This window comes from Aquihabitans sp. G128, from assembly GCF_019048865.1.
Classification (GTDB): domain Bacteria; phylum Actinomycetota; class Acidimicrobiia; order Acidimicrobiales; family Iamiaceae; genus Aquihabitans.
The window spans coordinates 3,086,779-3,108,410 of the sequence record NZ_CP077604.1 but is presented as its reverse complement, the minus strand read 5'-3'; the positions used below and the strand labels follow the sequence as shown (position 1 = coordinate 3,108,410).

Genomic DNA, 21,632 nt, shown 5'->3' with positions numbered 1-21,632 from the left:
GCGACAAACCCGACTCGTACAGTGCGCCCCGGCTGATCCGGGACCTCCGCTCGGCCTGACGCCTCGACCCGGGAGGAGCTCCGCTGACCGTCCTGCTCCTGGTGCACGCCGCGCTCGGCCTCGCGCTGCTGGCCGGTGGCCGCCGCCTGGGTCGTCGGTCGTTCCTGGTGGCCGCCCTGTCGCCGGCGGCAGCGCTGGCCTGGGCCGTCGCCCACGCCGGTGGGATCGTCGACGGCGACGTGATCCACGCGTCGCAGACGTGGGTCCCGGCGCTGCACCTCTCGCTCGACCTCCGCATCGACGGGTTCTCGCTCCTCCTCGTGCTCCTGGTCACCGGCATCGGGCTCCTGGTGCAGCTCTACGCCTCGCAGTACTTCGCCGCCGGGCGCGCCGGGTTGCACCGGCTGGCGGGTCTGCTCCTCGTGTTCACCGCCGCCATGCTCGGCGTGGTGACGGCGGCCAACCTCCTGGCGCTGTACGTGGCCTGGGAGCTCACCTCGGTGACCTCCTACCTGCTGATCGGCTGGACCGACGAGGACCCGAAGGCTCGCGCCTCGGCCCTCCAGGCGTTGCTGACCACCGGGGCCGGGGGTCTCGCCATGCTCGGCGGCTTCGTGCTCATCGGCCAGTCGGCCGGCACCTACGACCTCGCCGCGCTGGCCGCCCGTCCCCCCACCGGGACCACCGTCTCGGTGGGGCTGGTCCTGGTGCTGGTCGGTGCGTTCACCAAGTCGGCGCAGTTCCCGTTCTCGGCGTGGCTGCCCGGGGCCATGGTGGCGCCCACCCCCGTGAGCGCCTTCCTCCACTCGGCCACGATGGTGAAGGCGGGCGTCTACCTGATCGCGCGCCTGGCACCGGTGTTCGCCGACCAGGGGATCTGGCGGCCCCTGGTGCTCTCGGTGGGCCTGGTGACCATGCTCACCGGCGGCTGGCGAGCGCTGCGCCAGCACGACCTCAAGCGCATCCTGGCCTTCGGCACGGTCAGCCAGCTGGGGTTCCTGGTGGTGCTGTTCGGCGTCGGCACGCCGGAGGCCACCGAGGCCGGTGTGGTCCTGCTCCTCGCCCACGCCTTGTTCAAGGCGTGCCTCTTCCTCGTGGTCGGGGTGATCGACCACCAGGCGCACACCCGCGACATCCGGGCGCTGGGCCGGTACGGCCCGGGGTGGCTCGGGCCGAAGGTGGTGGCGGTCGCAGCAGGCGCATCGATGGCGGGCATCCCGCTCCTCTTCGGCTTCGTGGCCAAGGAGTCCGCCTACGACGCGTTCGCCCACGGGGGCGTCACCGGCAGCGGGGTCGTGCTGGCCGGTCTGGTGGCGGGCTCCGTGCTGACGTTCGCCTACACGGGCCGCCTCCTGCTGGGGGCGTTCGTCCCCACGCGTCCGGGCTCGGCTCCCGCCAGCGGGGCCGTCGCCCCGATCGAGCCACCTCCCGCCCCGGCGTTGGCGTTCTGGGCTCCCGCCGCCCTGCTGGGGACCCTGACGCTGGTGCTCGGCCTGGTCCCCGGCCTGGCATCGGGGTTGGTGTCGAGCGCCGCCGACAGCCTCGACCCGGGGGTGCACCCCGTCCACCTGGCCCTCTGGCACGGCGTCGGCCGGCCGCTGGTCCTGTCGGGGCTCACGCTGGCGCTCGGCGCGTTGCTGGTGGCAGGGCGGGTCGCCGTCGCTCGGGTCCAGTCGCGTGTGCCCCACCCGGTCGACGGCGATGCGGCGTACCTCGGCCTGGTCCGGGGCCTGAACCGGGTGGCCGATCGCGTCACCGGCTTCGTCCAGCCGGGCTCGCTCCCCGTCTACACCGGCGTGATCCTGCTCACCGCCGTGGTGGTGCCCGGCTTCGCCCTGCTGCGGAGCCCGTTCCCCGACCTGCCGCCGTTGGCCACGGGCCCGGGCGACTGGGCCGCGGCCGGGTTGCTGATCGTCGGTGGCGTCGCGGCCACCGTGGTGCGCGAGCGCATGGCGGCCGTGCTCTGCCTCGGCGCGGTGGGCTACGGGATGGCCCTGGTCTTCGTGCTCCAGGGCGCGCCCGACCTGGCGCTCACCCAGGTGTGCATCGACACGCTCGGCGCCGTGGTCTTCGTCCTGGTCCTGCGCCACCTGCCCAAGCGGTTCAACGAGCGCCCGACCGTGATCGGCCGGACCGCTCGGCTCGTCATCTCGGCCCTGGTCGGCGTGTTCGTCTTCGTGTTCATCGTGGTGGCGGTGGGCGTGCGGGTCGAGCCGCCGGTGAGCACGGCGTTCATCGACCGGGCCCTCACCGAGGGCGGCGGGCGCAACGTGGTCAACGTGGTGATCGTCGACATCCGCGGCTTCGACACCATGGGCGAGATCACCGTGCTGGCCGTGGCCGCGATCGGCGTCTACAGCCTTGCTCGCCTGTCTCGGCGCGAGGGTCGTGAGCTCCGCTCGTTCGCGCCGCTCCGTGGACCGAGCAGCAAGCCGCAGGACCAGCGATGAGGCGGTCCCTGATCCTCGACGTCGTGGTGCGCGTGGTCTTCCACTCGGCCTTCCTCCTCGGCCTGTTCTTGCTCTTCACCGGCCACAACCGTCCGGGCGGCGGCTTCGTCGGTGGCCTCGTCGCCGGAGCGGCGCTCGCCCTGCGCTACGTGGCGGGTGGCATCGACGAGGTCCGTGAGGCGCTGCCCGTCCGTGCGTGGACGCTGCTCGGCATCGGGCTGGCCTGTGCCACGGGCTCGGCCATCGTCCCGCTCCTCGCGGGCCGCGAGCTGCTCGAGCACTTCAAGGGCGAGGTGCACCTGGGGCCGATGGGCGCGGCCCACTACAACACCGCCCTCGTCTTCGACATCGGGGTGGCGTTCGTGGTGGTGGGCATGACCTTGATGCTCCTGGTGGCCTTCGGCGAGCGGTTGCCCTCGCTGGGGAACTCGTGGGCTCGACAGGAGACGGGACGATGAGCCTGCTGCTGGCGTTCTCCACCGCCCTCCTGTTCTCCCTCGGCACCTACCTCCTGCTCCAGCGTCGGCTCAGTCGGCTCATCGTGGGCCTCGGCTTGATGGGCCACGGTGCCAACCTCCTGCTCCTCCTGTCCGGCGGGCGACGTGGGGTGGCGCCGTTCATCGGGGCGACGAAGGGCGAGCGGGTGGCGGACCCGATGCCCCAAGCGCTGGCGCTGACCGCCATCGTCATCTCGTTCGGCGTCACGGCGTTCCTGCTGGCGCTCGCCTTCCGGAGCTGGCAGCTGACCGGCGACGACCTGGTGGAGGACGACGTCGAAGACCGTCGCATCGCGGGGGCGCTCGCCGCGCTGGCCGACGAGGAGGTCGCCGACATCGAGGCGATGGCCGCCGCCGGCGCCGATGCCGAGGCCGGCGGACCCGCGTTGGGCGAGGAGGACGGCCCGTGATGCGCGTCCTGCTCCCCCTGCCGGTGGTGGTCCCGCTCATCGCCGCAGGCATCTCCATGGCCTTCGCCCGGCAGCGCAACGTGCAGCGGGCCGTCGGCGCCCTGGCCTTCGTCATCACGACCGGTGCGTCGATCGCCATGCTCGTCGACGTCGACCGGCACGGGCCCAGCGCGGCGTTCATGGGTGGTTGGTCCGCGCCGGTGGGGATCTCGTTGGTGGCCGACCGCTTCAGTGCCCTGATGCTCGTGGTGGCGTCGCCCGTCCTGCTCGCCGTGCTGGTGTTCGCCATGGGCCAGCCCGGCACGGAGCAGGAGCAGCCCTCGTTCCACCCCGTCTACCTGGTGCTGGCCGCCGGGGTGGGGCTCTCGTTCCTCACCGGCGACCTGTTCAACCTCTTCGTGGCCTTCGAGATGATGCTCACCGCGAGCTACATCCTGATCACCCTCGGGGGACGACGCGACCAGGTCCAGAGCGGCATGACCTACGTGATCATCAACCTGGTGGCGTCGACGCTCTTCGTGGTGCTGCTCGCCCTGCTGTACGCGTCGCTGGGAACCGTGAACATGGCCGACCTCGCCGTGCGGATGCACACGGTGCCCGAGGGGGTTCGGGTCGCCTTCGCCCTGCTGATGTTCGTGGTGTTCGGCATCAAGGCGGCCGTGTTCCCCCTCTTCTTCTGGCTGCCCGACAGCTACCCGACGGCACCGACGCCGATCACCGCGGTGTTCGCCGGCCTGCTGACCAAGGTCGGCGTCTACTGCCTGATCCGCACCCAGACCCTGATCGTGCTCCCCGGCGATCGCATCGGGGGCTTCATCCTCGTGATCGCCGGGATCACCATGGTCGTCGGGGTCCTGGGCGCCATCGCCCAGGACGACGTGAAGCGGATCCTGAGCTTCCACATCGTGAGCCAGATCGGGTACATGGTCCTCGGCCTGGGCCTGTTCACGGTCGCCGGCATCGCCGCGGCCATCCTCTACGTCGTCAACCAGGTCGTGCTGAAGAGCACGTTGCTCCTGGTGGGCGGGCTGGTCGACCACGCCGCCGGGTCCACCCGCCTGGCGAGCATCGGCGGGGTGGCGAGGCGATACCCGCTGCTCGGGTGGATGTTCCTCCTGCCGGCGCTGAGCCTGGCCGGCATCCCTCCGTTCTCGGGGTTCGTGGCCAAGCTCTCGGTGGTGCAGGCGGGCCTCTCGGCCGAGGAGTGGGCCGTGGTGGCGGTGAGCCTCGTCGTCAGCGTGCTCACGCTCTTCTCCATGTCGAAGATCTGGGCGGGGGCGTTCTGGGGCGAGGTCGAGCTCGTGGCCGAGCCCGACGATGCGACGTCGGTCCGCTTCGGCGGCACCCTGCCGATGCTCCTGGCCACCGGCGGGCTGGTCGTCGCATCGCTCGGGCTGGCGGTGGCCGCCGGCCCGGTGTTCGGCTACTGCCAGCGGGCGGCGGCCGACCTCCTCGATCCCGCGGCCTACGTGCGGGCGGTGCTGCGGTGACCGGGCACCCCGTCCTGGGCCGGGCCCTCCTCGTGGGCTGGCTGGTGGTGGTCTGGCTGGCGCTGTGGGGCAGCGTCACGTTCCCCAACGTCGTGACCGGGCTGCTCTGCGGCACCGCGCTGGTGCTCGTGTTCCCGCCCACCGAGGTCCGGGACGACCCGTTCACCGTCCACCCTCTGCCCGCCCTCTCGTTCACGCTGTGGTTCGCCTGGGCCCTCGTGGTCTCGAACGTGTCGGTGGCCCGCGAGGTCATCGTCCCGAAGCGGCGCTCCAGCATCCGGACCGCGGTGGTGGTGGTCCCCCTGCGCACCCGGTCGGGCCGCCTGGCCACGATCATCGCCAACGCCATCACCCTCACACCGGGCACCCTCACCCTCGACGCCCGGGGCCGGCCCACCGTGCTGTTCGTGCACGTGCTGGCGTTCGACAGCGTCGACGCCACCCGAGAGGAGGTCGCCGACCTCGAGCGCCGGGTGGTCGACGCCTTCGGCACCGCCGAGGAGCGGGCCGCCATCTGCGGCCGAACCGCGGGCCCGGCGCCCGAGCCCGTCCCGTCTGAGCCCCATCGCATCGAGGACCCCTCGTGATCGCTGCCGCCCTCGTCCTGCTCGCCATCGGCGGCGCCGGCTTCCTCGCCAAGCTGGTGATCGGCCCGAACCTCTCCGACCGCGTGGTGTCGCTCGACTCGATCCTCACGATCGTGGTCACCGCGCTGACGGCCTGGGGCGCCTACACCGGTCGGTCCACCTACCTGGTGGTCGGGGTCGTGGTGTCCCTGGTGGCGTTCCTCGGCACCTCGACCTTCGCCCGCTTCATCGAGGGGCGACGCCGATGATGGACGCGGTGGGTGCCTTCCTGATCCTGCTCGGCGCGGCGTTCGGCGCGCTCGCCGGGTTGGGCCAGCTGAAGTTCTCCGACCTGTTCGTGCGCATGCACGTGGCCACCAAGCCGTCGACGCTCGGCCTGGTGCTGGTGGCCACGGGAGCCATGGCCCGCATCGACGGCCGGGGGGTGATCCCGGTGCTGCTCCTGACGATCGCCATGCAGCTCCTCACCGCTCCGGTGGCGGCCCACCTCGTGGGGCGCGCCGCCCACCGCCAGGGCGAGTGGGAGCGCGACGAGGCCGTGCTGGACCAGTTGGCGGACATCGACGAGCTCTGAACGCTCGACGGAGGCCGGCCCCGTGGTCAGCTGCGCCAGTCCACCTCGTCGTGGTCGACCATCGGCCGCTGCTCGATGAGGAAGCCACGGGCCCGGACGGTGTGGATCCGCAGGGGCAGCCCGTCCAGGTGGCGGCGCAGGCGCTTGATCCGGTTGTCGAGGGCTCGCGCCTCGGGTGCCGAGCCATCCGGCCACAGCGCCTCTTCGAGCGCCTCTCGCCTCACCAGCGTCCCAGCATGGGCGAGCAGCTCGCGCACCAACGAGGCCTCCAGCGGGCTCAACGGCACGAGGCGGGCCCCGACCCGCAGCACGTCGTCGTCGTCGACGAAGGTGCGGAAGCCGCCGGACATGGCCGCCCGCGCCAGCAGGCGGTCCGCCCGGTCGTAGAGCTCGGAGGCCTCCGCCGGCAGGCGGACCCAGTCTTCGAGCGCTGACCAGTTCATCGGGGGCATCACGCCCGGATCGAGCAGGTAGAGGGTGGGGTGTGCGGGCGGCGTCAGGTCGAGGTCCAGGTGGCTGCTGGTGCGCCGCTCCACCTGGATGCCCCTCGTCGAGATCCACGAGATGGCGTGAGCGATGGGGTCGCTCGTCGGACGAGCTTTCGTGAGCAAGGTTCACCTCCGAGTCCACGGCCGCAGGGGCGGCCGGCAACCGAACCTGGCGCCGGGCGGCGGCAGGCATGGGTGCTCGGAGCGGCGGGTGGGCCACGCGGGTCGTCCGGTCCGCGTGGTCGAGGGGGCAACGGGGAGGACGCCGGTTGCGGCCGCCGGCGGCGACGGAGGGCGGCGAACGCTGCAGTGATGACGGTGACGGCGCTGACGATGGTGAGCAGCTCGTGGCGCTGGACCTTCAGCGACGTCGCCGAGGCGATCCGGCTCACGCGTGCTGTGGGCGGTATCGCTCCCGTGAACAGGCGGGTCGCGCGGACGCTCGCGCTCGCCAGCGCGGAAGCGGTTCGTGCGCTGGTCGATGGTCGGCTGGCGGCCGCAGGCGGGGCGCCCGCAGCCGCCGGCCCGTTCGCGACCACCGACTCCGTCGCATCGCACGACGATGGCGTCGCGACGATGGCGAGCAAGGCGATGGAGCACGCGACAGCCGCCGCACGGGAGGCCACGGACCGCAGCCGACCGGGCTCCGAGGCGGACGACCGGCGTCGGATCGGACGGTGGTGGCGAGGGACCATCACGACCGCCGAGCCCCTCTGTCGAGCAGGTGCCCCGCCCGGCCGACCGTCACGATCTCGCTGGGGTCATCGGGCGGCACCAGCTCGCCGAGCAGGACCTGCGCAGCCTGGATCGCCGCGCGGACCCGCGTCCGGCCGACGGCGGAGCCCGGGGCGATGGCCGCCGCCAGGTCTCCAAGGGTCACCAGGCGACCTGGGGTGGCAGCGAGGCGGGCCAGGGCGCGCAGCCCGTCGTCGGCATCGCGCTCGCCGTCGAGCGCCGAGGCGAGCGCCAGTCGGAGCCCGGTGGGCCTCGGAGGTGGCCCGGCAGCGAGGTGAGCCAGGCGGGCCGCGACGTCTTGCTCGTCAGCGTCGCTTCGCACCCAGTCCTCGCCGGAGAGCAGCGGAGGGGGGGGCGTCGCCTGGTTCGAGCACCAGGAGGCACGGGATCCCTTGCCGGGCCAGCTCGCATCGACGCCCGGCGCTCGCCGGCCAGGCCACGATCGCCGCTCGCGTCTCGGCTTTTGCCGGCGGGGCAGCGGTGCGTTCGGCGTCCAGGGCTTCCATGACGGGTCGGACGGTACGGAACGGCTGTTTCGTGAGCGTGTCGGTGCCCGTGCGCTTCGGGTGCGCCGTCCTGTCCCTGACCTTTCGCCGCGCGGCGAGCGAAGGGCGGCGGGACGCGTGGGGCGCCTCCGCTCCGAACGAGGCTCGTCCTCGGAACGGCCGACGCCGCTGGCGGTCCTGCAGGGGCAGGGGCCAGCGGCGTCGGGCAGGGGGCTCGTCCGACGAATCGTCGGCGGCAGGCTCAGTCGACCGTGGTGAGCTCCTCCTCGGTGGGGGATCCACCGCCGTGGCCGGTGACGGCGTCCTCGATGAGCGGGAACTCGGGGTAGGCGAGCGCTCCCATCTCGGGCATGTCCATGCCCTCGAGCTCCATCTCCTCGGTGGGACGGATGCCGCCCTTCATCAGCTTGTTCTGCAGCTTGAAGAACCCGAAGGCGAACCCGAAGATGACGGTCCAGATGACCACGACCGAGAGCGCCTGGACGCCCAGCTGGCCCCAGCCCTCGCCGCCGTAGAGGACGCCCGTGACCCCTCGGGCGTCGAGCCCCTCGGTGGCGTTCCAGCCGAAGCCGTACTGGCCGTCGGAGAAGATGCCGACGCACAGCACGCCGAACGAGCCGCCGACGCCGTGCACCGCGACGGCGCCCACCGGGTCGTCGATGCCCCGAGACTCGATGAACTCGGCGGCGAGAGGGATGAGCACGCCTGCGATGATGCCGATGACCGCTGCAGCCCACGGCTGGACGAAGGCGCACGGGGCGGTGATGGCCACGAGCCCACCGAGCATGCCGTTCACCATCATCCCCGGATCGGGCTTGCCCGTCCGCAGCTGCATGAAGAACATCGACGCCACCGCACCGAAGGCGCCGGCGAGGGCGGTGTTGAGGGCGACGACGGCGAACCGGATGTCGGTCACCGCGAACGTCGAGGCGGCGTTGAAGCCGAACCAGCCGAACAGGAGGATGAACGTCCCGAGCATGGCCATGGGGATGTGGTGGCCGGCGAGGGTGTTGGCCGAACCGTCCTTGTTGAACTTGCCGAGGCGGGGCCCGAGCACGATCGCTCCGGCCAGGCCCGCCACGCCACCGACTGCGTGCACCACGCCGGAGCCGGCGAAGTCCACGTAGCCGTGGCCGAGGTGCATCGAGTTGCCGGCCTTGGCCAGCCAGCCGCCGCCCCACGTCCACGCGCCGAACAGCGGGTAGTAGAAGGCGCCGCAGAAGAAGCCCCAGCCGACGAAGGCGTTCCACTTCCACCGTTCGGCCATGGCCCCCGTGGGGATGGTCGCCACGGTGTCCATGAAGGCCACCATGTAGAAGAAGATCCCCATGCCGCCGGCGGTGTAGAAGGCCTTGCCGGAGCCGGCCCAGCCGCCCTGCCACAGGAACGTCCAGTTCCCGGACCCGATCAGGTTGGTGCCGGTGGGCACGTCGAAGCCGACGGCCGGGACGGTGAACCCGCCGAACATCAGCGGCCAGCCGATGAGGAAGAAGGCCACGAAGCCGATCCCGAAGATGGCGAAGTTGGTGCTCATGACGTGGGCGGCGTGCTTGGCCCGACAGAAGCCGGTCTCGACCAAGGCGAAGCCCGCCTGCATGAACACCACCAGGACGGCACCGAGCACCACCCACAGCAGGTTGACCTGCTTGCCGAGGACGACGACCTCGGAGTCGGCTTGGGCTCCGGCTGGGCCGGCGAAGGCGATCGCGCCGAGGGCGGTCGCCCCGACCGTGGCGGCCAGGCCCACGATCGTGCGCTTGACGGCGGGCCTCATGGGGTCCCTCCGGTCCGGTGTCGTTCGATCCGTGCAGCCATGGAGCGCTCCTTTGTTCCCGTATCCCCGCACACGTCCGCGTGCGTCCTTCTCCGGTCGGGGCGCAACCTAAGAAGGGGCCGTCTCCCGCCAATGTCCGAGCGGTGAACGGTCAGGTTCCATTCACCACCTCCCCTGGGTGCAGAACCTGACCGAAGTGCGCGAGCCGCCGGCGACCCGGGAAACCTTCCGCCCCGCTATCCTTGCATCATGAAAGAGTCCCGGGTCGACGAGATCATCGATGTCGTGTTGAGCGCGTCGCGGGCATTGGTGGCCATCGCCGCCCGGTCCCTCGCCGGGGTGGACGAAGAGGTCACGCTGCCGGAGTACCGAGCGGTCGTCGTCCTCTGCGCCAAGGGGGCGATGACCATGGGTGAGCTGGCTGGTGAGCTGGGGTCGTCGCCATCGACGGCGACCCGCCTGTGCGATCGCCTCGTGGCGAAGGGCCTGATCGAGCGCCAGGTCCGCGCCGAGAACCGGCGCGAGGTCGAGGTGGCCGTCGCGGCGCCGGGCCGCCGCCTGGTCGACGAGGTCACCGGTCTGCGACGGGTGGAGATCGAGCGGATCGTGGCCAACATCTCGCCTCGGGAGCGGAGCGCGGTGGTCCGGGCCATGCGGACCTTCGGAGCCGCGGCGGGCGAGGCTCCCGACGAGGCGTGGGCGACGGGGTGGGACCTGTGAGCGCCCCTCTGCCGATCCGTGGGCCGCAAGGGGCTTCGCTCTCGGGCGTGCGGCTGCGCCAGCTCGGCGCCGTCGGCCGTCGCACCCGCCAGGCGGGAGCGTTGGCCATCGTCACGGGCATCTGCACGGGCCTCGGCGTGGCGGGGTTCGACCGGCTCGTGGCCGAAGGGGCCTTCGAGCGGGTCCTCGAGCTCCCGCTCTGGGCGCAAGCGGTGCTCCCGGGGGTCGGCCTCCTGGTCGCCTACCTCGTCCTCCGGTGGCTTGCGGGTGGCGCATCGCCCTCGACGGCCGACGAGTACATCAAGGCGTTCCACGACCGTGACGGCGAGTTCGACCAGCGGCCCGTGCCGGGCCGCCTGCTCGCCAGCGCCGCAACCCTCGGGTCCGGAGCGGCGATGGGCTTCGAGGGCCCGGCCATCTACATCGGCACGGCGATCGGGGCGCGCCTGCAGCGGCGCTGGGGCCGGGTGTTCAGCCGCGAGGACGCCAAGCTCTTGATGGTGTGCGGAGCCGCCGCCGGGGTGGCGGCCATCTTCAAGGCGCCGGCGACCGGTCTGGTCTTCGCCCTGGAGGTCCCGTATCGGGAGGACCTGGCCCGGCGGATGCTGCTGCCGGCGATGTTCGCGTCGGCGTCCAGCTACGTGGTCTACGTGGCCATCAACGGGGTGGAGCCGCTCTTCCCCATCGGTGGCGCACCACCCTTCGACCTCCGAGACCTCGGGGGCGCCGCCGTGCTCGGCCTGCTCGCCGGGCTCGGGGCCCGAGGCTTCGCGTGGATCCTCCGCTTCGCCAAGGGGCTCGCCGCCGACGTGTCTCCGGCCACGAGGTTGCCCATCGTCGCCGGCGGTCTGGTGGCGGTGTTCCTGGCCACCCATGCCGTCACCGACGACGCCCTCTCGACGGGGTCGGGCTATCGCACGCTGGCCTGGGCGATCGACCCTGGCCACGCGATCGGCGCGATCGTCGTGCTGTTCCTCCTCCGGGCGGCGGCGACCACGCTGGCGGTCGGCGGCGGCGGGGTCGGCGGCCTGTTCGTGCCGCTCGTCGTGCAGGGCGCGCTGCTGGGAGCCGGGGTCAGCGCCCTGGTGCACCCTCCGGACCCGACGTTCTTCCCGCTCCTCGGCGTGGCGGCGTTCCTCGGCGCCGGTTACCGGGTGCCGCTGGCCGCGGTGGTCTTCGTGGCCGAGACGTCGGGGCGACCGGGGTTCGTGGTGCCGGCCCTGATCGCCGCCGCCACGAGCCAGCTCCTGATGGGGAGTGCGTCGGTGACGCCGTACCAGGAGGGCACCCGGTCCAGCCTGCTCGAACGTCGGCTCCGGCTACCGGTCACCGCCGCCGTGCGCACCGACGCCAGCACGGTGCCTCCGGATGCGACGATCGCCGAGCTGTTCGACCACCACGTGAGCCAGCTGCACATGCGCGCCGTCCCGGTCGTCGACGGGGCCACCTACCTGGGGATGGTCCTGCTGCACGACATCGGCACGATCGCTCGTGAGGCCTGGCCCACGACGCCCGTCTCCGACATCGCCCGGACCGAGGGCCCCGTGGGCGACGTGGGGTGGTCGCTGGGCACCGCCGTGCGGGCGATGGAGGAGGCCGACACCGATCGGCTGCCCATCCTCGACGACGGCCGCTACGTCGGGCTGGTCACCACCGGCGAGATCCTGAAGCTCGACGCCATCCTCGATCGAACCGAGACGACCACCTGAGCACGTCGACCTCACGCCGGCGGTCGCCCTCCAGGATCGCCTCGAGACAGAGGCCATCGTCGACTCCCTCGAGAACCAGCCGGAGCTCGACGCGCAGGAGGTGCAGCGCGTCTCGTTCCTGATCCGGACCTCCGTCCCGCTGACCGATCGCCTCCTCGCCCTCCTCCACCCGTGGAGGAGCTACCTCGTCGTCCCGCTGTTCGCGCTGGCCGACGCGGGCATCGAGCTGCGGGGCGACAGCCTCAGCACCGCCGGGCCGGTGATGACCGGTGTGGTCGTCGGCCTCGTCCTGGGCAAGACCGTCGGCATCACGGGTGCCGCGTGGCTCGCCACCCGGATCGGGCTGGCCAGCCTGCCCGAGGGGGTCAGCTGGGCGCAGCTGGTCGGCGCGGCCGTGCTGGCCGGGATCGGCTTCACCGTCTCGCTGTTCGTGGCCGGCCTCGCCTTCGAGCCCGGTCCGCTCCAGGGCGATGCGAAGGTCGGCATCCTCCTCGCGTCGGTCTTGGCTGCGGCCGTCGGCTCCACCGTGCTGGTCCGCTGCGGGTCGGGGGCGAGGACCGAGCCCTGACCTGGGGAGGCGCGCGGCCTCCGACTCAGGCGTCGCGCAGCGCAGCGGTGGCGAACTCGGTGACGCCGTCGGCGAAGGGGATCGCCGCCCGGAAGCCGAGCTGCTCGGCGGCTCGGGCCGGGGAGGCGGTGACGTGGCGCACGTCGCCCAGGCGGTAGGCGCCGGTGGTGACCGGCGTCGGGCCGCCCATGGCCGCGGCGAGGGCGTGGGCCAGGTCCCCCACGGTGTGGGGGTGGCCGCTGGCCACGTTGCAGGCGCCGACCAGCGGCTCGGCCTGGGTGAGGGCGGCGACGTTCGCCGCCGCCACGTCGGCCACGTGGACGAAGTCGCGGCGCTGGCCGCCGTCCTCGAACACTTGGGGCGCTTCGCCGCGCTCGAGCGCCGAGCGGAAGATGGCGGCCACGCCCGCGTACGGCGTGTCGCGGGGCATCCGGGGCCCGTAGACGTTGTGGTAGCGGAGCGCGATGACGGGCACGCCGGTCTCCCGCCCGAACACCGCGGCCAGGTGCTCCTGGTGGAGCTTGGTGGCGGCGTAGGTGTTGCGGGGATCGAGGGGAGCGTCCTCGTCGACCAGGGCCGGCTCGAGGCGGCGGCCGCAGGTGGGGCACGGCGGCTCGAAGTCGCCGGCGTCGAGGGCCTCGCGCCGGCGTGGGCCGGGCCGCACCGGGCCGTGCTCGGCACAGCGGTAGGCGCCTTCGCCGTAGACGACCATGCTCGAGGCGAGCACCAGTCGCCCGGCGAAGCCGGCCTCGTGGAGGCACCACAGGCCCACGGCGGTGCCCACGTCGTTGTCCTCCACGTAGCCGCGCACGTCGGCCGGGCTCACGCCCAGGCCCACGCGGGCCGCCTGGTGCGACACCGCGTCGACGCCGGGCAGCACCTGCCGCCACGCGTCGGGGTCGCGCACGTCGCCCTCGACGTAGGTGGCGGCGGGGTTGGCGTAGGCGGGCGCGGTGGCGTGGACGTGGGGGGCGAGCGAGTCGAGGACCGCGACGTCGTGGCCGTCGGCGACCAAGCGGTCGACGAGGTGGGAGCCGATGAAGCCGAGGCCACCGGTGACGAGGATGCGCACGTTGCTCCTACCAGAGGGTCTTGACGACGGATTCGGCCAGCACGGCCACCACGACCTGCAGGACCAGCGCCTGCGAGGCGAGCGGCGACCAGGCCGCGACGGTGGTCGGCTCTGCGGCAGTGACGGCCGTCGGATCGTGGCTCGCGTCGGACCCACGACCAGGACGGTCGGAACGGTCGGCCAGGCCGGCGGCGAGCACCAGCAGCCACGGCACGAACGGCAGCCAGATGCGCTCGACCTCGGCCTTGGACAGGCCGGTGAGGTCGGCGACCACGACGGCGGCGAGGGCGCCGCCGGCCAGGAGCCACAGCTTCCGGTCGCGGACGCGAGCCAGGCCCAGCGCCATCGCCGGGCCCGCTGCCACGGCCAGCGCGGCCGGGTTGCCGAGGGGCGCGAAGTAGGCGAAGGACCGGCGGGCGCCCACGCCGGCCAGGTAGCGGACGTGGGTGGCGGCCAACCCGTCGAACCACCAGAAGCCGGCGGCGGCGAAGGCAGCGAGCACCGCCGCCCCGCCGAGCGCGGCACCGGCCAGCACGGACCAGCGCCGCCGCACGGCGATCACCACGATCGGCACCAGCACCAGCGGCGCCAAGCCGTAGCTCAGGTTCACGCCGAGGCCGAAGAGCACGCCGCCGGCGACGGCCAGGACGGCTCGGCGGCCCAGGGCGCGCCCTGGCGACGAGGCCAGGACGAGCAGGGCCACGGCCCAGGCACCGACCGAGGCGTAGAGCGCGTCGGCCGAGGTGACCGTCCAGAGGACCGCAGGGGCGAGCACCAGGAACGGCGCCGCCTGGCGGGCGCGACGCTCGCCGGCCACGTCGCGCACGGCGAGGAGCACGGCCGGGGTGGCGGCGGCGCCGGCCACCAGAAGGAACGCGGCGGCACCCGCGGCACCGCCGAGGCCGACCCGGTCGAGGCCGACGAAGAGCAGGGCGGCCCCCAGCGGGTGGCCCTGCACGTGGATGGGGTAGCGCTCGAGGACGGTCGGCTCGGTGAAGGTGTCGACGAAGCGCCCGAGGCCGATGTCGTCGACCTGGGCCACCACGGCCGGGTACTCGAAGCGCCCGTCGAGCCCACGGTCGAGGCCGGACGGCCCCCGCACCAGCGCCAGCGCACCACCCCACGCCAGGCCGACGAGGGCGGCGGTGAGGAGCAGGCGACGCCAGCCGAGGCGGACGCACCAGCCGGGCAGGCGGGCGGCCAGCACCAGGCCGAGGCCGAGCACCACCGGCACGGCCGGCAGGAAGGGGAGGTCGACCGCACCGGCGAACGGTGGTGCCTTGAGCTTCCAGTCGATGCGGAACGGGATCCCCACCAGGGATGCCACCGTGACCAGCGCGACCCAGGCGAGCACCGGCCGGGACCGGGCCAGGCGCTGGTACGGTCCCGCGCCGTGCCCGACGTCGTGCTGCCCATGCTCGACGAGGCCGCCGCCATCGAGGCGGTCCTGGCCGCCATGCCCGCCGGCTACCGGCCCATCGTCGTCGACAACGGGTCCACCGACGGCTCGCCCGACCTGGCCCGAGCGGCCGGGGCCCTCGTGGTGCACGAGCCCGAGCGGGGCTTCGGCAGCGCGTGCTGGGCCGGTCTGCTCGCCGCCACCGACGACGTCGTCTGCTTCATGGACGCCGACGGCTCGCTCGACCCCGCCGACCTCCCGCTGGTGGCCGACCCCGTCCTGGCCGGCGTCGCCGACCTGGTGCTCGGCGAGCGCATCGCCACGGCGGGGGCCTGGCCGGCCCACGCTCGCGTCGCCAACCGCTTCCTGGCCTTCGAGGTCCGCCGCCGCACCGACCTCGCCCTTCGCGACCTCGGTCCGCTGCGCGCCGTTCGACGGCAGGCGCTGCTCGACCTGGGCATGGTCGACCGCCGGTTCGGTTGGCCGCTCGAGATGGTCCTCCGCGCGGACCGCGCCGGCTGGCGGGTGGCCGAGGTGCCCGTCCCGTACCGGCCGCGCGAGGGGCGCTCCAAGGTGACCGGCACCGTGAAGGGCACCGTCCGGACCGTGCGGGACATGTCCCGGATCCTCCGCACCACCTGAGCCTCGACCGGCTGCGGTCGGGTGGGAGCGGGGCATCAGGGCCCCAGGGGCAGGCGGACCGTGAACCGGCAGCCGCCGGGCTCGTTGGCCACCGCGATGTCGCCCTGGTGGGCCTCCACCAGGCCGCGGGCGATGGCGAGGCCGAAGCCGCCCCCGCCCTGGCCCGGCGTGCGGGCGGCGTCGCCACGGAAGGCGAGGTCGAAGACGCGATCCAGCTCGTGGTCGGGGATGCCGCCGCAGCTGTCGCTCACCGACAGGACGGCGTGCTGCCCCACGGTCGCCGCCTCGACGCGCACCTCGCCGCCGCGGGGGTGTGGCGGATGGCGTTGTCGAGGAGGTTGCGGATGACGCGCGAGAGGTCCGGCACCGAGGCGGCCACCTCTGGAGCGGGCTCGTGGAGCTCGCCTTGGAGCACGACCCCCCGAGCGTCGGCCGCCAGACCGGTGGCGGCGAGGGCGTCGGAGACGAGGTCGGCCAGCCCGACCCGCTGGAGGTCGAGGTCGAGGGCGCCGGCCTGGATGCGGCTCAGCTCGAAGAGGTCGTCGACCAGCTGGGTCAGCCGCTCGGCCTCCTGGCGGATGGTGGCGTGGTAGCGGTCGACGGTGGCCGGGTCGGTGACCACGCCGTCTTCGAGCGCCTCGACCATGGCCCGGATGCCCGAGAGCGGGGTGCGCAGGTCGTGGGAGACCCAGGCCACCAGCTCGCGGCGGGACGCCTCCATCGCCCGCTCCTTCGTGCGGGCCTCCTCCAGCCGGCCCCAGGTGGCGGTCAGCTGGTCGGCCACCTGGGCCAGCTCCGCCGGCAGGGGCCGGGGCCGCTCGACGAGGGTGCCGTTGGCGAGCTGGTCGGACAGGTCGCGCAGGTCCTCGCTGGCCCGGCCCAGGCGCCCGCCCAGCAGCAGCGCGGCGACTGCGGCGGCGGTGCCACCAGCGGCCAGCACCACCAGGAGGGCACGGAGGTCGTGGGTGGACACGAACATGGCGTTGGCGGCCAGCACCGCACCGGCCAGAGAGGCGGCGATCGCCGTCACGGCGATGACGGTGACCTGCACGGCGAGCGGCCGGCCCCGCACCGTCGCACCAAGGGCGGAACCGAGGAGGGCGGCGATGGCGGCCCCGGTCACGGCCAGGCCCACCAGCGTGAGCGCGTCGCCGAGGGGAGCGTCGAGGAACGCCGCAGCGGCGAGGGTCAGGACGACGCCGACGGCGAGGGCAGGCCCGTAGCGGGCGACGCGGGCGGTCACGGTTCCCACCGGTAGCCGATGCCCCACACCGTGACGAGGTGCTGCGGGGCCGAGGGATCGACCTCGATCTTCTCGCGCAGGCGGCGCACGTGGACGGTGATGGTCGACGTGTCGCCGAAGCGCGTGCCCCAGACCCGCTCCAGCAGCTCCTCGCGCCGGAAGGCCCGCCGGGGGTGGCGCACCAGGTGGACGAGCAGCTCGAACTCGCGGGCGGTGAGGGCCAGCAGGTCGCCGTCGCGGTGCGCCTCGTGGGCGGTCACGTCGATCTCGAGCGGGCCGGAGGAGAGCTGGGCGGCGCCGGCGCCCACCGGGGCGAGCGGGGCGTTGGCTCGGCGGAGCACGGCCTTGATCCGGGCGACGAGCTCACGTGGCGAGAACGGCTTGCTCACGTAGTCGTCGGCGCCGAGCTCCAACCCGATGATGCGATCGGTCTCGTCACCCTTGGCGGTCAGCATCACGACCGGCACGGGAGCGAGGGCCTGCAGGCGGCGGCACACCTCGAGCCCGTCGAGGCCCGGGAGCATGAGGTCGAGCACCACGAGGTCGGGCGGATCGGCCAGCGCAGCCTCCAGCCCGGACAGCCCGTCGGACCGGACCTCGACGATGGCCCCCTCGCGCTCCAGGTACGCGGCGACGACCTCGCTGACGTTGGGGTCGTCGTCGATCACCAGCACGCGCTGGCGTTGGAGGGAGGCCACGACCGCACCCTACGGACCGATCCCGGCCCTGGCCGGGTGGTCCGTGCGCTGTTCCCCGCTTCGTAAGCACCTAGGGGTTCGTCCGCAAGGACTCGTCGGGGAGGGTGCAGGGGTGGACCTCCTCATCGTCGCCAAGCAGCCCCTGCCGGGCCGGGCCAAGACCCGGCTGATCCCGGCCTACGGCGCCGACGGCGCCGCCGCGCTGGCCGCCGCCGCCCTGGCCGACACCTTCGCCGCGGCAGCAGCCTGCCGGGCCGATCGGGTGGTCGTGTCCTTCGACGGCGATCCCACGGGCATCGTCCCCGCCGCCTTCGAGGTGGTGCCCCAGGTGCACGGCGACCTGGCAGTGCGGCTGGCCGGCGCCTGGGCCGACGCCGCCGGGCCCGGCCTCCAGATCGGGATGGACACGCCGCAGCTCACCGCGGCCGATCTCGACGGGGCCTTCGACGCCCTCGAGGTGCCGGGGACCGACGCCGTGCTCGGGCCGGCGGCCGACGGTGGCTGGTGGGCCATCGGCTTCCACCGCTGCCCGCCCGGCGTGTTCGCCGGCATCCCCACGAGCCGGTCCGACACCGGCCCCCGCCAGCTCGCTCGCCTCCGGTCGCTCGGGCTCACGACCACGCTCCTGCCGACGGTCACCGACGTGGACGAGCCGGCCGATGCCGTGACCGTGGCGGCCGCTGCGCCGGGCACGCGGTTCGCCGCTGCGGTGCGGGCCCACGGCCGGGTGGGGGCAGACCGATGAGCGTCGCGGTGCTGCCGGCGCCGGCCACCCGCCTCTGCGGCGAGGACGGCACGGTCATCGACCTCGACGTCGACCAGTGGAGCGCCCCCGCCGATGCGCTCGAGCAGCGGCGGCTGGCCCACGTGCACGGTCCGGTGCTCGACATCGGCTGCGGGCCCGGTCGGCTGGTCGTCGCCCTCTCCGAGCGGGGCATCCCGGCCATGGGCGTCGACGCCAGCCCGGTGGCGGTCGGCCAGGCCGTCGAGCGCCACGCTGCGGCCCTGGTCCGTTCGGTCTTCGACCCGATGCCCGGGGTGGGCCGCTGGCGCACCGCCCTGCTCTTCGACGGGAACATCGGCATCGGCGGCGACCCGGTTCGGCTCCTGCGCCGCGTCGCGCAGCTGCTCGACCCCGAGGGCCGCCTGCTGGTGGAGGTCGGCGCGCCGGGGACCGGCGTGCACCGGTTCGCGGCGCGTGGAGCGCGGCGACGCCGCGTCGGCGTGGTTCCCCTGGGCCCAGGTGGGCCTCGACGCCATCGACGGCCTGGCCGCCGAGGTCGGCCTCCACCGGATGGCGGCCACCGAGGACTGCGGCCGCTGGTTCGTGGAGCTCGGCCGCGGCGAGGCGGCGGCGTGACCGCGACCGAGGTCGCCGGCCCGGCTCCGTCCGGGCCCGAGGCCCCGAACGACCCGCCGCACGGCATCGCCGGGCGCTACGCCTCACCGCTGCACGACACCAAGGTGGCGGCCTGGCTGGGCTTGGCGCTCGGCATGTCGTTCACGGTGTGCTTCGCCACCGGGCTGCTCTCCCACCTCATCCAGCACCCCTACTCGTGGTTCTCGTGGCCGGCGCGCCCCGCCGGCGCCTACCGGGTCACCCAAGGCCTGCACGTGGCGACCGGCATCGCCACCATCCCGCTCCTCGTCGCCAAGCTCTGGGTGGTGGCGCCGCGGTTCTGGGCCAAGCCGGTGGCGGCCACCGTGGCCAAGGGCGTCGAGCGGGCGATGCTGTTCCCCCCTGGTGGGCGGCAGCGCGTTCCTGTTGGTGACCGGCACGTTGAACACGTTCCAGTGGTACCCGTGGGGCTTCTTCTTCCCGACCGCGCACTACTGGGCGGCGTGGATCACCATCGGCGGCCTGGTGGCCCACATCGGCGCCAAGGCCGCCACCACCGCAGCCGTCGTGCGGCGAGGCGAGCGCACCGGCGGCGAGCTGCCCGGTCGGGCCCGCCCATCGGAGCGGCGCTGGTTCCTCGGCAGCGTGGCGGTGGGGGCCGGGGCCGTCACGGTGGCCACCGCCGGCCAGACCTGGGGGCCGCTGCGCCGGTGGTCGGTGCTCGCCCCGCGGGACCCGCAGATCGGGCCGCAGGGGCTGCCCGTCAACAAGTCGGCCCGCAGCGCCGGGATCAAGGCCTCCAAGGTCGACGACTCCTGGCGCCTCGAGGTGAAGGGGCGGGTGGAGCAGCCGACCTCGCTGTCGCTGGCCCAGCTGCGGGCCATGCCCCAGCGCACCGCCACGCTGCCCATCGCCTGCGTCGAGGGCTGGAGCGCGTCGGCGTCGTGGACCGGCGTGCCGCTGCGCGACCTGCTCGCCGCGGCCGGCGCTGCCGACGGGGCCGAGGTGGTGGTGGGGTCGCTCCAGGGCGGCGGCCGGTACCGCGCCTCGACGGTCTCGGCCGAGGTGGCGGCCGATCCGGACACGCTCCTCGCGCTGCGGCTCGACGGCGAGGCGCTGGCGCTCGACCACGGCTACCCGCTGCGGCTGATCGCCCCCAACCGGCCCGGGGTGTTCCAGACCAAGTGGGTCAACGAGCTGGACGTCCGATGACCGTGGCGACGACGACCGAGCCCGCCCCCGAGCCGAGCGAGGGGTCGAGCGAGGGATCGGTGTCGCCCGGGCGGGCCTTCTGGGTGGGCATGGGCGTCGGCGCCGCCATCGCCCTGTTCGGCCTGGTGGGCCTGCTCGGTGGCGAGGGCAACGGGCTCTCGTCGTTCATCCCGTTCTTCGCAGGCGGCGCCCTCGCCCTGGACCTGGTGGTGGTGCCGCTGGTGGCTGCTGTCGGGCTGGCCGGTCGACGCTGGCTGCCCCGCTGGGCGTGGCTCCCGGCGCGCGGCGCTCCTGGCCACCGCCGTGCTGGTGGCGTTCGCCGCGCCGCTGGTGCTCGACCTCGGGGGCCGCCCCGACAACGCGTCGCTCCGGCCCCGGGACTACGGCTCCGGCCTGGTCTCGGCGGTGGCGGTGGTCTGGGGGCTGGCGGCGGTCACGGCCGTGGTGCTGTGGGCCCGGCCTCGGTTCGATCGAGGATCGCGTCCGGCCTGAGGACCGCTCCGGGGTCGCCGGTGGGCGGCGGCGTCACGCGGGGAGGACGGGGGTGGCCTCGAGCTCGGCCAGGGCGGGCAGCACGTCGGTGGCCCAGGTGGCGATCTGGGCGAGCTGGCCGTCACGGGTTCCCTCGGCGAAGGCGACGGTGATCCAGTTCACCCCCACGGCGGCCAGGGCCGCGCAGCTGGCGACCACGGCATCGGCGTCGACGGGCTCGCCGGCGCCCATGCGCAGCCCTCGCGGGATGAACGCGACGTCGAACGGCCCGGTGCGGCCGATGGACGCGGCGTGCTCGCGGGCGTAGTCGAGGCGACCGGCGAGGTCCTCGGGCGTGCGCAGCGCGGCGGTGCGGGTGGCGGTGGCCACGGCGGGGGAGGTGGGGAACGGCGACCAGCCGTCGGCCAGCTCGACGGCGCGGCGGATGGCGCGCTTGCTGTTGCCGCCGATCCAGATGGGCGGGCCGGGCTGCTGCGCGGGCCGGGGGAGCATCGTGTTGCCGGGCGCGCGCCACCCGTCGCCCTCGGCCACCACCGACTCGCCGGTCCACGCGGCGCGCCAGGCGGCGAGGGCGGCGTCGGTGTCGTCGTTGCGGGTGGCGAACGCCCCGCCCAGCGCGTCGTACTCGCCCTCCAGGTAGCCGGCGCCGACGCCCACCACGAGGCGGCCCCCGCTCAGCACGTCGAGCGTCGACAGGCCCTTCGCCGCCAGGAACGGGTTGCGGTAGGCGGCCACGAACAGGTTGGTGTGGAGCCGGATGGTCCGGGTGGCGGCGGCGGCGAAGCTGAGGGCCACCAAGGGGTCGAGGGCGTGGTGGCCGCCGCCGTCGAGCCAGGCCGTGGTGGGGAACGGGTGCTCCGTGACGTACACGGCGCCGAAGCCGGCTTCCTCGGCGGCCGCCGACAGCTCACCGATGGCCGAGCCGGAGACCAGGTCGGCGCCCTGGTCGACCCGGTGGGTGGGGAGGCCGAGCGAGACCCTCACCGGAGGGCTCCGGCACGGGCGGGTCGGGCGGGCGAGGCGGTGG

At 73.9% G+C, this 21,632-nt stretch carries 24 protein-coding genes and 1 pseudogene; 16 read left to right on the top strand and 9 right to left on the bottom strand.

Going from position 1 to position 21,632, the window contains the following annotated elements; translation table 11 throughout:
* Window positions 1-101: 101 nt before the first annotated feature.
* From mbhE to mnhG, 7 genes are read left to right on the top strand one after another with little or no spacing between them, the layout of a single operon-like run.
* Window positions 102-2,450 carry a hydrogen gas-evolving membrane-bound hydrogenase subunit E gene (mbhE, locus tag KSP35_RS14865; RefSeq protein WP_216996609.1) on the top strand — a complete coding sequence of 783 codons (2,349 nt, stop codon included), beginning with the start codon at window positions 102-104 and terminating at the stop codon, window positions 2,448-2,450.
* Window positions 2,447-2,908 (top strand): MnhB domain-containing protein, encoded by a 462-nt coding sequence (locus KSP35_RS14860; RefSeq protein WP_216996608.1) that lies wholly within the window; start codon window positions 2,447-2,449, stop codon window positions 2,906-2,908. Before mbhE ends, KSP35_RS14860 begins: the two co-directional genes overlap by 4 nt.
* On the top strand, window positions 2,905-3,357 hold the full coding sequence (locus tag KSP35_RS14855; protein ID WP_216996607.1) for a sodium:proton antiporter: 453 nt from the start codon (window positions 2,905-2,907) through the stop codon (window positions 3,355-3,357). The genes KSP35_RS14860 and KSP35_RS14855 overlap by 4 nt, the downstream gene beginning before the upstream one ends.
* Entirely contained in the window at window positions 3,357-4,847 is a 1,491-nt protein-coding gene (locus KSP35_RS14850) for a proton-conducting transporter membrane subunit (RefSeq protein ID WP_217002244.1), read from the top strand. The genes KSP35_RS14855 and KSP35_RS14850 overlap by 1 nt, the downstream gene beginning before the upstream one ends.
* Window positions 4,844-5,434 carry a Na+/H+ antiporter subunit E gene (locus KSP35_RS14845; protein WP_216996606.1) on the top strand — a complete coding sequence of 197 codons (591 nt, stop codon included), beginning with the start codon at window positions 4,844-4,846 and terminating at the stop codon, window positions 5,432-5,434. Before KSP35_RS14850 ends, KSP35_RS14845 begins: the two co-directional genes overlap by 4 nt.
* A complete protein-coding gene (locus KSP35_RS14840; RefSeq protein ID WP_216996605.1) occupies window positions 5,431-5,682 on the top strand; it encodes a monovalent cation/H+ antiporter complex subunit F in 252 nt (83 codons plus the stop codon). The genes KSP35_RS14845 and KSP35_RS14840 overlap by 4 nt, the downstream gene beginning before the upstream one ends.
* Window positions 5,679-6,008, top strand: coding sequence for a monovalent cation/H(+) antiporter subunit G (mnhG, locus tag KSP35_RS14835; RefSeq protein WP_216996604.1), 330 nt, complete (start codon window positions 5,679-5,681; stop codon window positions 6,006-6,008). Before KSP35_RS14840 ends, mnhG begins: the two co-directional genes overlap by 4 nt.
* A gap of 26 nt (window positions 6,009-6,034) precedes the next feature.
* On the opposite strand, the gene KSP35_RS14830 is transcribed toward mnhG, so the two are convergent.
* From KSP35_RS14830 to KSP35_RS14820, 3 genes are all read right to left on the bottom strand, one after another.
* A complete protein-coding gene (locus KSP35_RS14830; protein ID WP_216996603.1) occupies window positions 6,035-6,619 on the bottom strand; it encodes a helix-turn-helix domain-containing protein in 585 nt (194 codons plus the stop codon).
* Between the two features lie 571 nt (window positions 6,620-7,190).
* Entirely contained in the window at window positions 7,191-7,553 is a 363-nt protein-coding gene (locus KSP35_RS14825) for a hypothetical protein (protein ID WP_216996602.1), read from the bottom strand.
* 425 nt (window positions 7,554-7,978) lie between these two features.
* The gene (locus tag KSP35_RS14820) at window positions 7,979-9,511 is read right to left on the bottom strand and encodes an ammonium transporter (RefSeq protein WP_216996601.1); all 1,533 of its coding nucleotides are present in this window, start codon (window positions 9,509-9,511) and stop codon (window positions 7,979-7,981) included.
* Window positions 9,512-9,760: 249 nt separating this feature from the next.
* On the opposite strand from KSP35_RS14820, the gene KSP35_RS14815 reads away from it, so the two are divergent.
* From KSP35_RS14815 to KSP35_RS14805, 3 genes are all read left to right on the top strand, one after another.
* Window positions 9,761-10,231 (top strand): MarR family winged helix-turn-helix transcriptional regulator, encoded by a 471-nt coding sequence (locus tag KSP35_RS14815; RefSeq protein WP_216996600.1) that lies wholly within the window; start codon window positions 9,761-9,763, stop codon window positions 10,229-10,231.
* A 47-nt stretch (window positions 10,232-10,278) separates the two neighbouring features.
* A complete protein-coding gene (locus tag KSP35_RS14810) occupies window positions 10,279-11,940 on the top strand; it encodes a chloride channel protein (protein WP_216996599.1) in 1,662 nt (553 codons plus the stop codon).
* Between the two features lie 100 nt (window positions 11,941-12,040).
* Window positions 12,041-12,508 carry a Na+/H+ antiporter NhaA gene (locus KSP35_RS14805; RefSeq protein WP_216996598.1) on the top strand — a complete coding sequence of 156 codons (468 nt, stop codon included), beginning with the start codon at window positions 12,041-12,043 and terminating at the stop codon, window positions 12,506-12,508.
* A gap of 25 nt (window positions 12,509-12,533) precedes the next feature.
* Here KSP35_RS14805 and KSP35_RS14800 read toward each other — a convergent pair whose 3' ends face one another.
* A complete protein-coding gene (locus KSP35_RS14800; protein WP_216996597.1) occupies window positions 12,534-13,580 on the bottom strand; it encodes an NAD-dependent epimerase/dehydratase family protein in 1,047 nt (348 codons plus the stop codon).
* 7 nt (window positions 13,581-13,587) lie between these two features.
* A complete protein-coding gene (locus KSP35_RS24540) occupies window positions 13,588-14,934 on the bottom strand; it encodes a hypothetical protein (protein ID WP_254126784.1) in 1,347 nt (448 codons plus the stop codon).
* Window positions 14,935-14,973: 39 nt separating this feature from the next.
* Between KSP35_RS24540 and KSP35_RS24535 the strand changes: the two genes are divergently transcribed.
* Window positions 14,974-15,621 (top strand): glycosyltransferase, encoded by a 648-nt coding sequence (locus KSP35_RS24535; protein ID WP_254126783.1) that lies wholly within the window; start codon window positions 14,974-14,976, stop codon window positions 15,619-15,621.
* 35 nt (window positions 15,622-15,656) lie between these two features.
* Here the strand turns inward: KSP35_RS24535 and KSP35_RS14790 are convergent, their stop codons facing one another.
* Genes KSP35_RS14790 through KSP35_RS14780 form a run of 3 tightly spaced genes read right to left on the bottom strand, consistent with a single transcriptional unit; the run spans window position 15,657 to window position 17,562 of the window.
* Window positions 15,657-15,896 carry a sensor histidine kinase KdpD gene (locus KSP35_RS14790; protein ID WP_216996596.1) on the bottom strand — a complete coding sequence of 80 codons (240 nt, stop codon included), beginning with the start codon at window positions 15,894-15,896 and terminating at the stop codon, window positions 15,657-15,659.
* Window positions 15,869-16,864, bottom strand: coding sequence for a cell wall metabolism sensor histidine kinase WalK (locus KSP35_RS14785; RefSeq protein WP_216996595.1), 996 nt, complete (start codon window positions 16,862-16,864; stop codon window positions 15,869-15,871). The genes KSP35_RS14790 and KSP35_RS14785 overlap by 28 nt, the downstream gene beginning before the upstream one ends.
* Complete coding sequence (locus KSP35_RS14780; protein ID WP_216996594.1) at window positions 16,861-17,562, bottom strand: response regulator transcription factor; 702 nt, start codon at window positions 17,560-17,562, stop codon at window positions 16,861-16,863. Before KSP35_RS14780 ends, KSP35_RS14785 begins: the two co-directional genes overlap by 4 nt.
* 112 nt (window positions 17,563-17,674) lie before the next feature.
* Between KSP35_RS14780 and KSP35_RS14775 the strand changes: the two genes are divergently transcribed.
* The 5 genes and pseudogenes from KSP35_RS14775 (at window position 17,675) to KSP35_RS14755 (ending at window position 20,605) form a co-directional block, all read left to right on the top strand.
* Window positions 17,675-18,307, top strand: a complete 633-nt coding sequence (locus tag KSP35_RS14775) for a DUF2064 domain-containing protein (protein ID WP_216996593.1) — start codon at window positions 17,675-17,677, stop codon at window positions 18,305-18,307.
* Window positions 18,304-18,663: pseudogene (locus KSP35_RS25995) on the top strand (class I SAM-dependent methyltransferase); the annotation flags it as partial. The gene KSP35_RS14775 and the pseudogene KSP35_RS25995, both read left to right, overlap by 4 nt.
* A gap of 97 nt (window positions 18,664-18,760) precedes the next feature.
* The gene (locus KSP35_RS14765; RefSeq protein ID WP_216996592.1) at window positions 18,761-18,922 is read left to right on the top strand and encodes a hypothetical protein; all 162 of its coding nucleotides are present in this window, start codon (window positions 18,761-18,763) and stop codon (window positions 18,920-18,922) included.
* Window positions 18,923-19,306: 384 nt separating this feature from the next.
* A complete protein-coding gene (locus KSP35_RS14760; protein WP_216996591.1) occupies window positions 19,307-20,113 on the top strand; it encodes a molybdopterin-dependent oxidoreductase in 807 nt (268 codons plus the stop codon).
* Between the two features lie 309 nt (window positions 20,114-20,422).
* On the top strand, window positions 20,423-20,605 hold the full coding sequence (locus KSP35_RS14755; protein ID WP_216996590.1) for a hypothetical protein: 183 nt from the start codon (window positions 20,423-20,425) through the stop codon (window positions 20,603-20,605).
* A gap of 33 nt (window positions 20,606-20,638) precedes the next feature.
* Here the strand turns inward: KSP35_RS14755 and KSP35_RS14750 are convergent, their stop codons facing one another.
* Window positions 20,639-21,589, bottom strand: coding sequence for a TIGR03619 family F420-dependent LLM class oxidoreductase (locus KSP35_RS14750; protein ID WP_216996589.1), 951 nt, complete (start codon window positions 21,587-21,589; stop codon window positions 20,639-20,641).
* Window positions 21,590-21,632: the final 43 nt, after the last annotated feature.

Bases quoted from the DNA above. Each gene is read 5' to 3' on its own strand.
- KSP35_RS14860 (WP_216996608.1), top strand. From the start codon at position 2,447: ATGAGGCGGTCCCTGATCCTCGACGTCGTGGTGCGCGTGGTCTTCCAC.
- KSP35_RS14855 (WP_216996607.1), top strand. From the start codon at position 2,905: ATGAGCCTGCTGCTGGCGTTCTCCACCGCCCTCCTGTTCTCCCTCGGC.
- KSP35_RS14850 (WP_217002244.1), top strand. From the start codon at position 3,357: ATGCGCGTCCTGCTCCCCCTGCCGGTGGTGGTCCCGCTCATCGCCGCA.
- mnhG (WP_216996604.1), top strand. From the start codon at position 5,679: ATGATGGACGCGGTGGGTGCCTTCCTGATCCTGCTCGGCGCGGCGTTC.
- KSP35_RS14820 (WP_216996601.1), bottom strand. From the start codon at position 9,511: ATGAGGCCCGCCGTCAAGCGCACGATCGTGGGCCTGGCCGCCACGGTC.
- KSP35_RS14815 (WP_216996600.1), top strand. From the start codon at position 9,761: ATGAAAGAGTCCCGGGTCGACGAGATCATCGATGTCGTGTTGAGCGCG.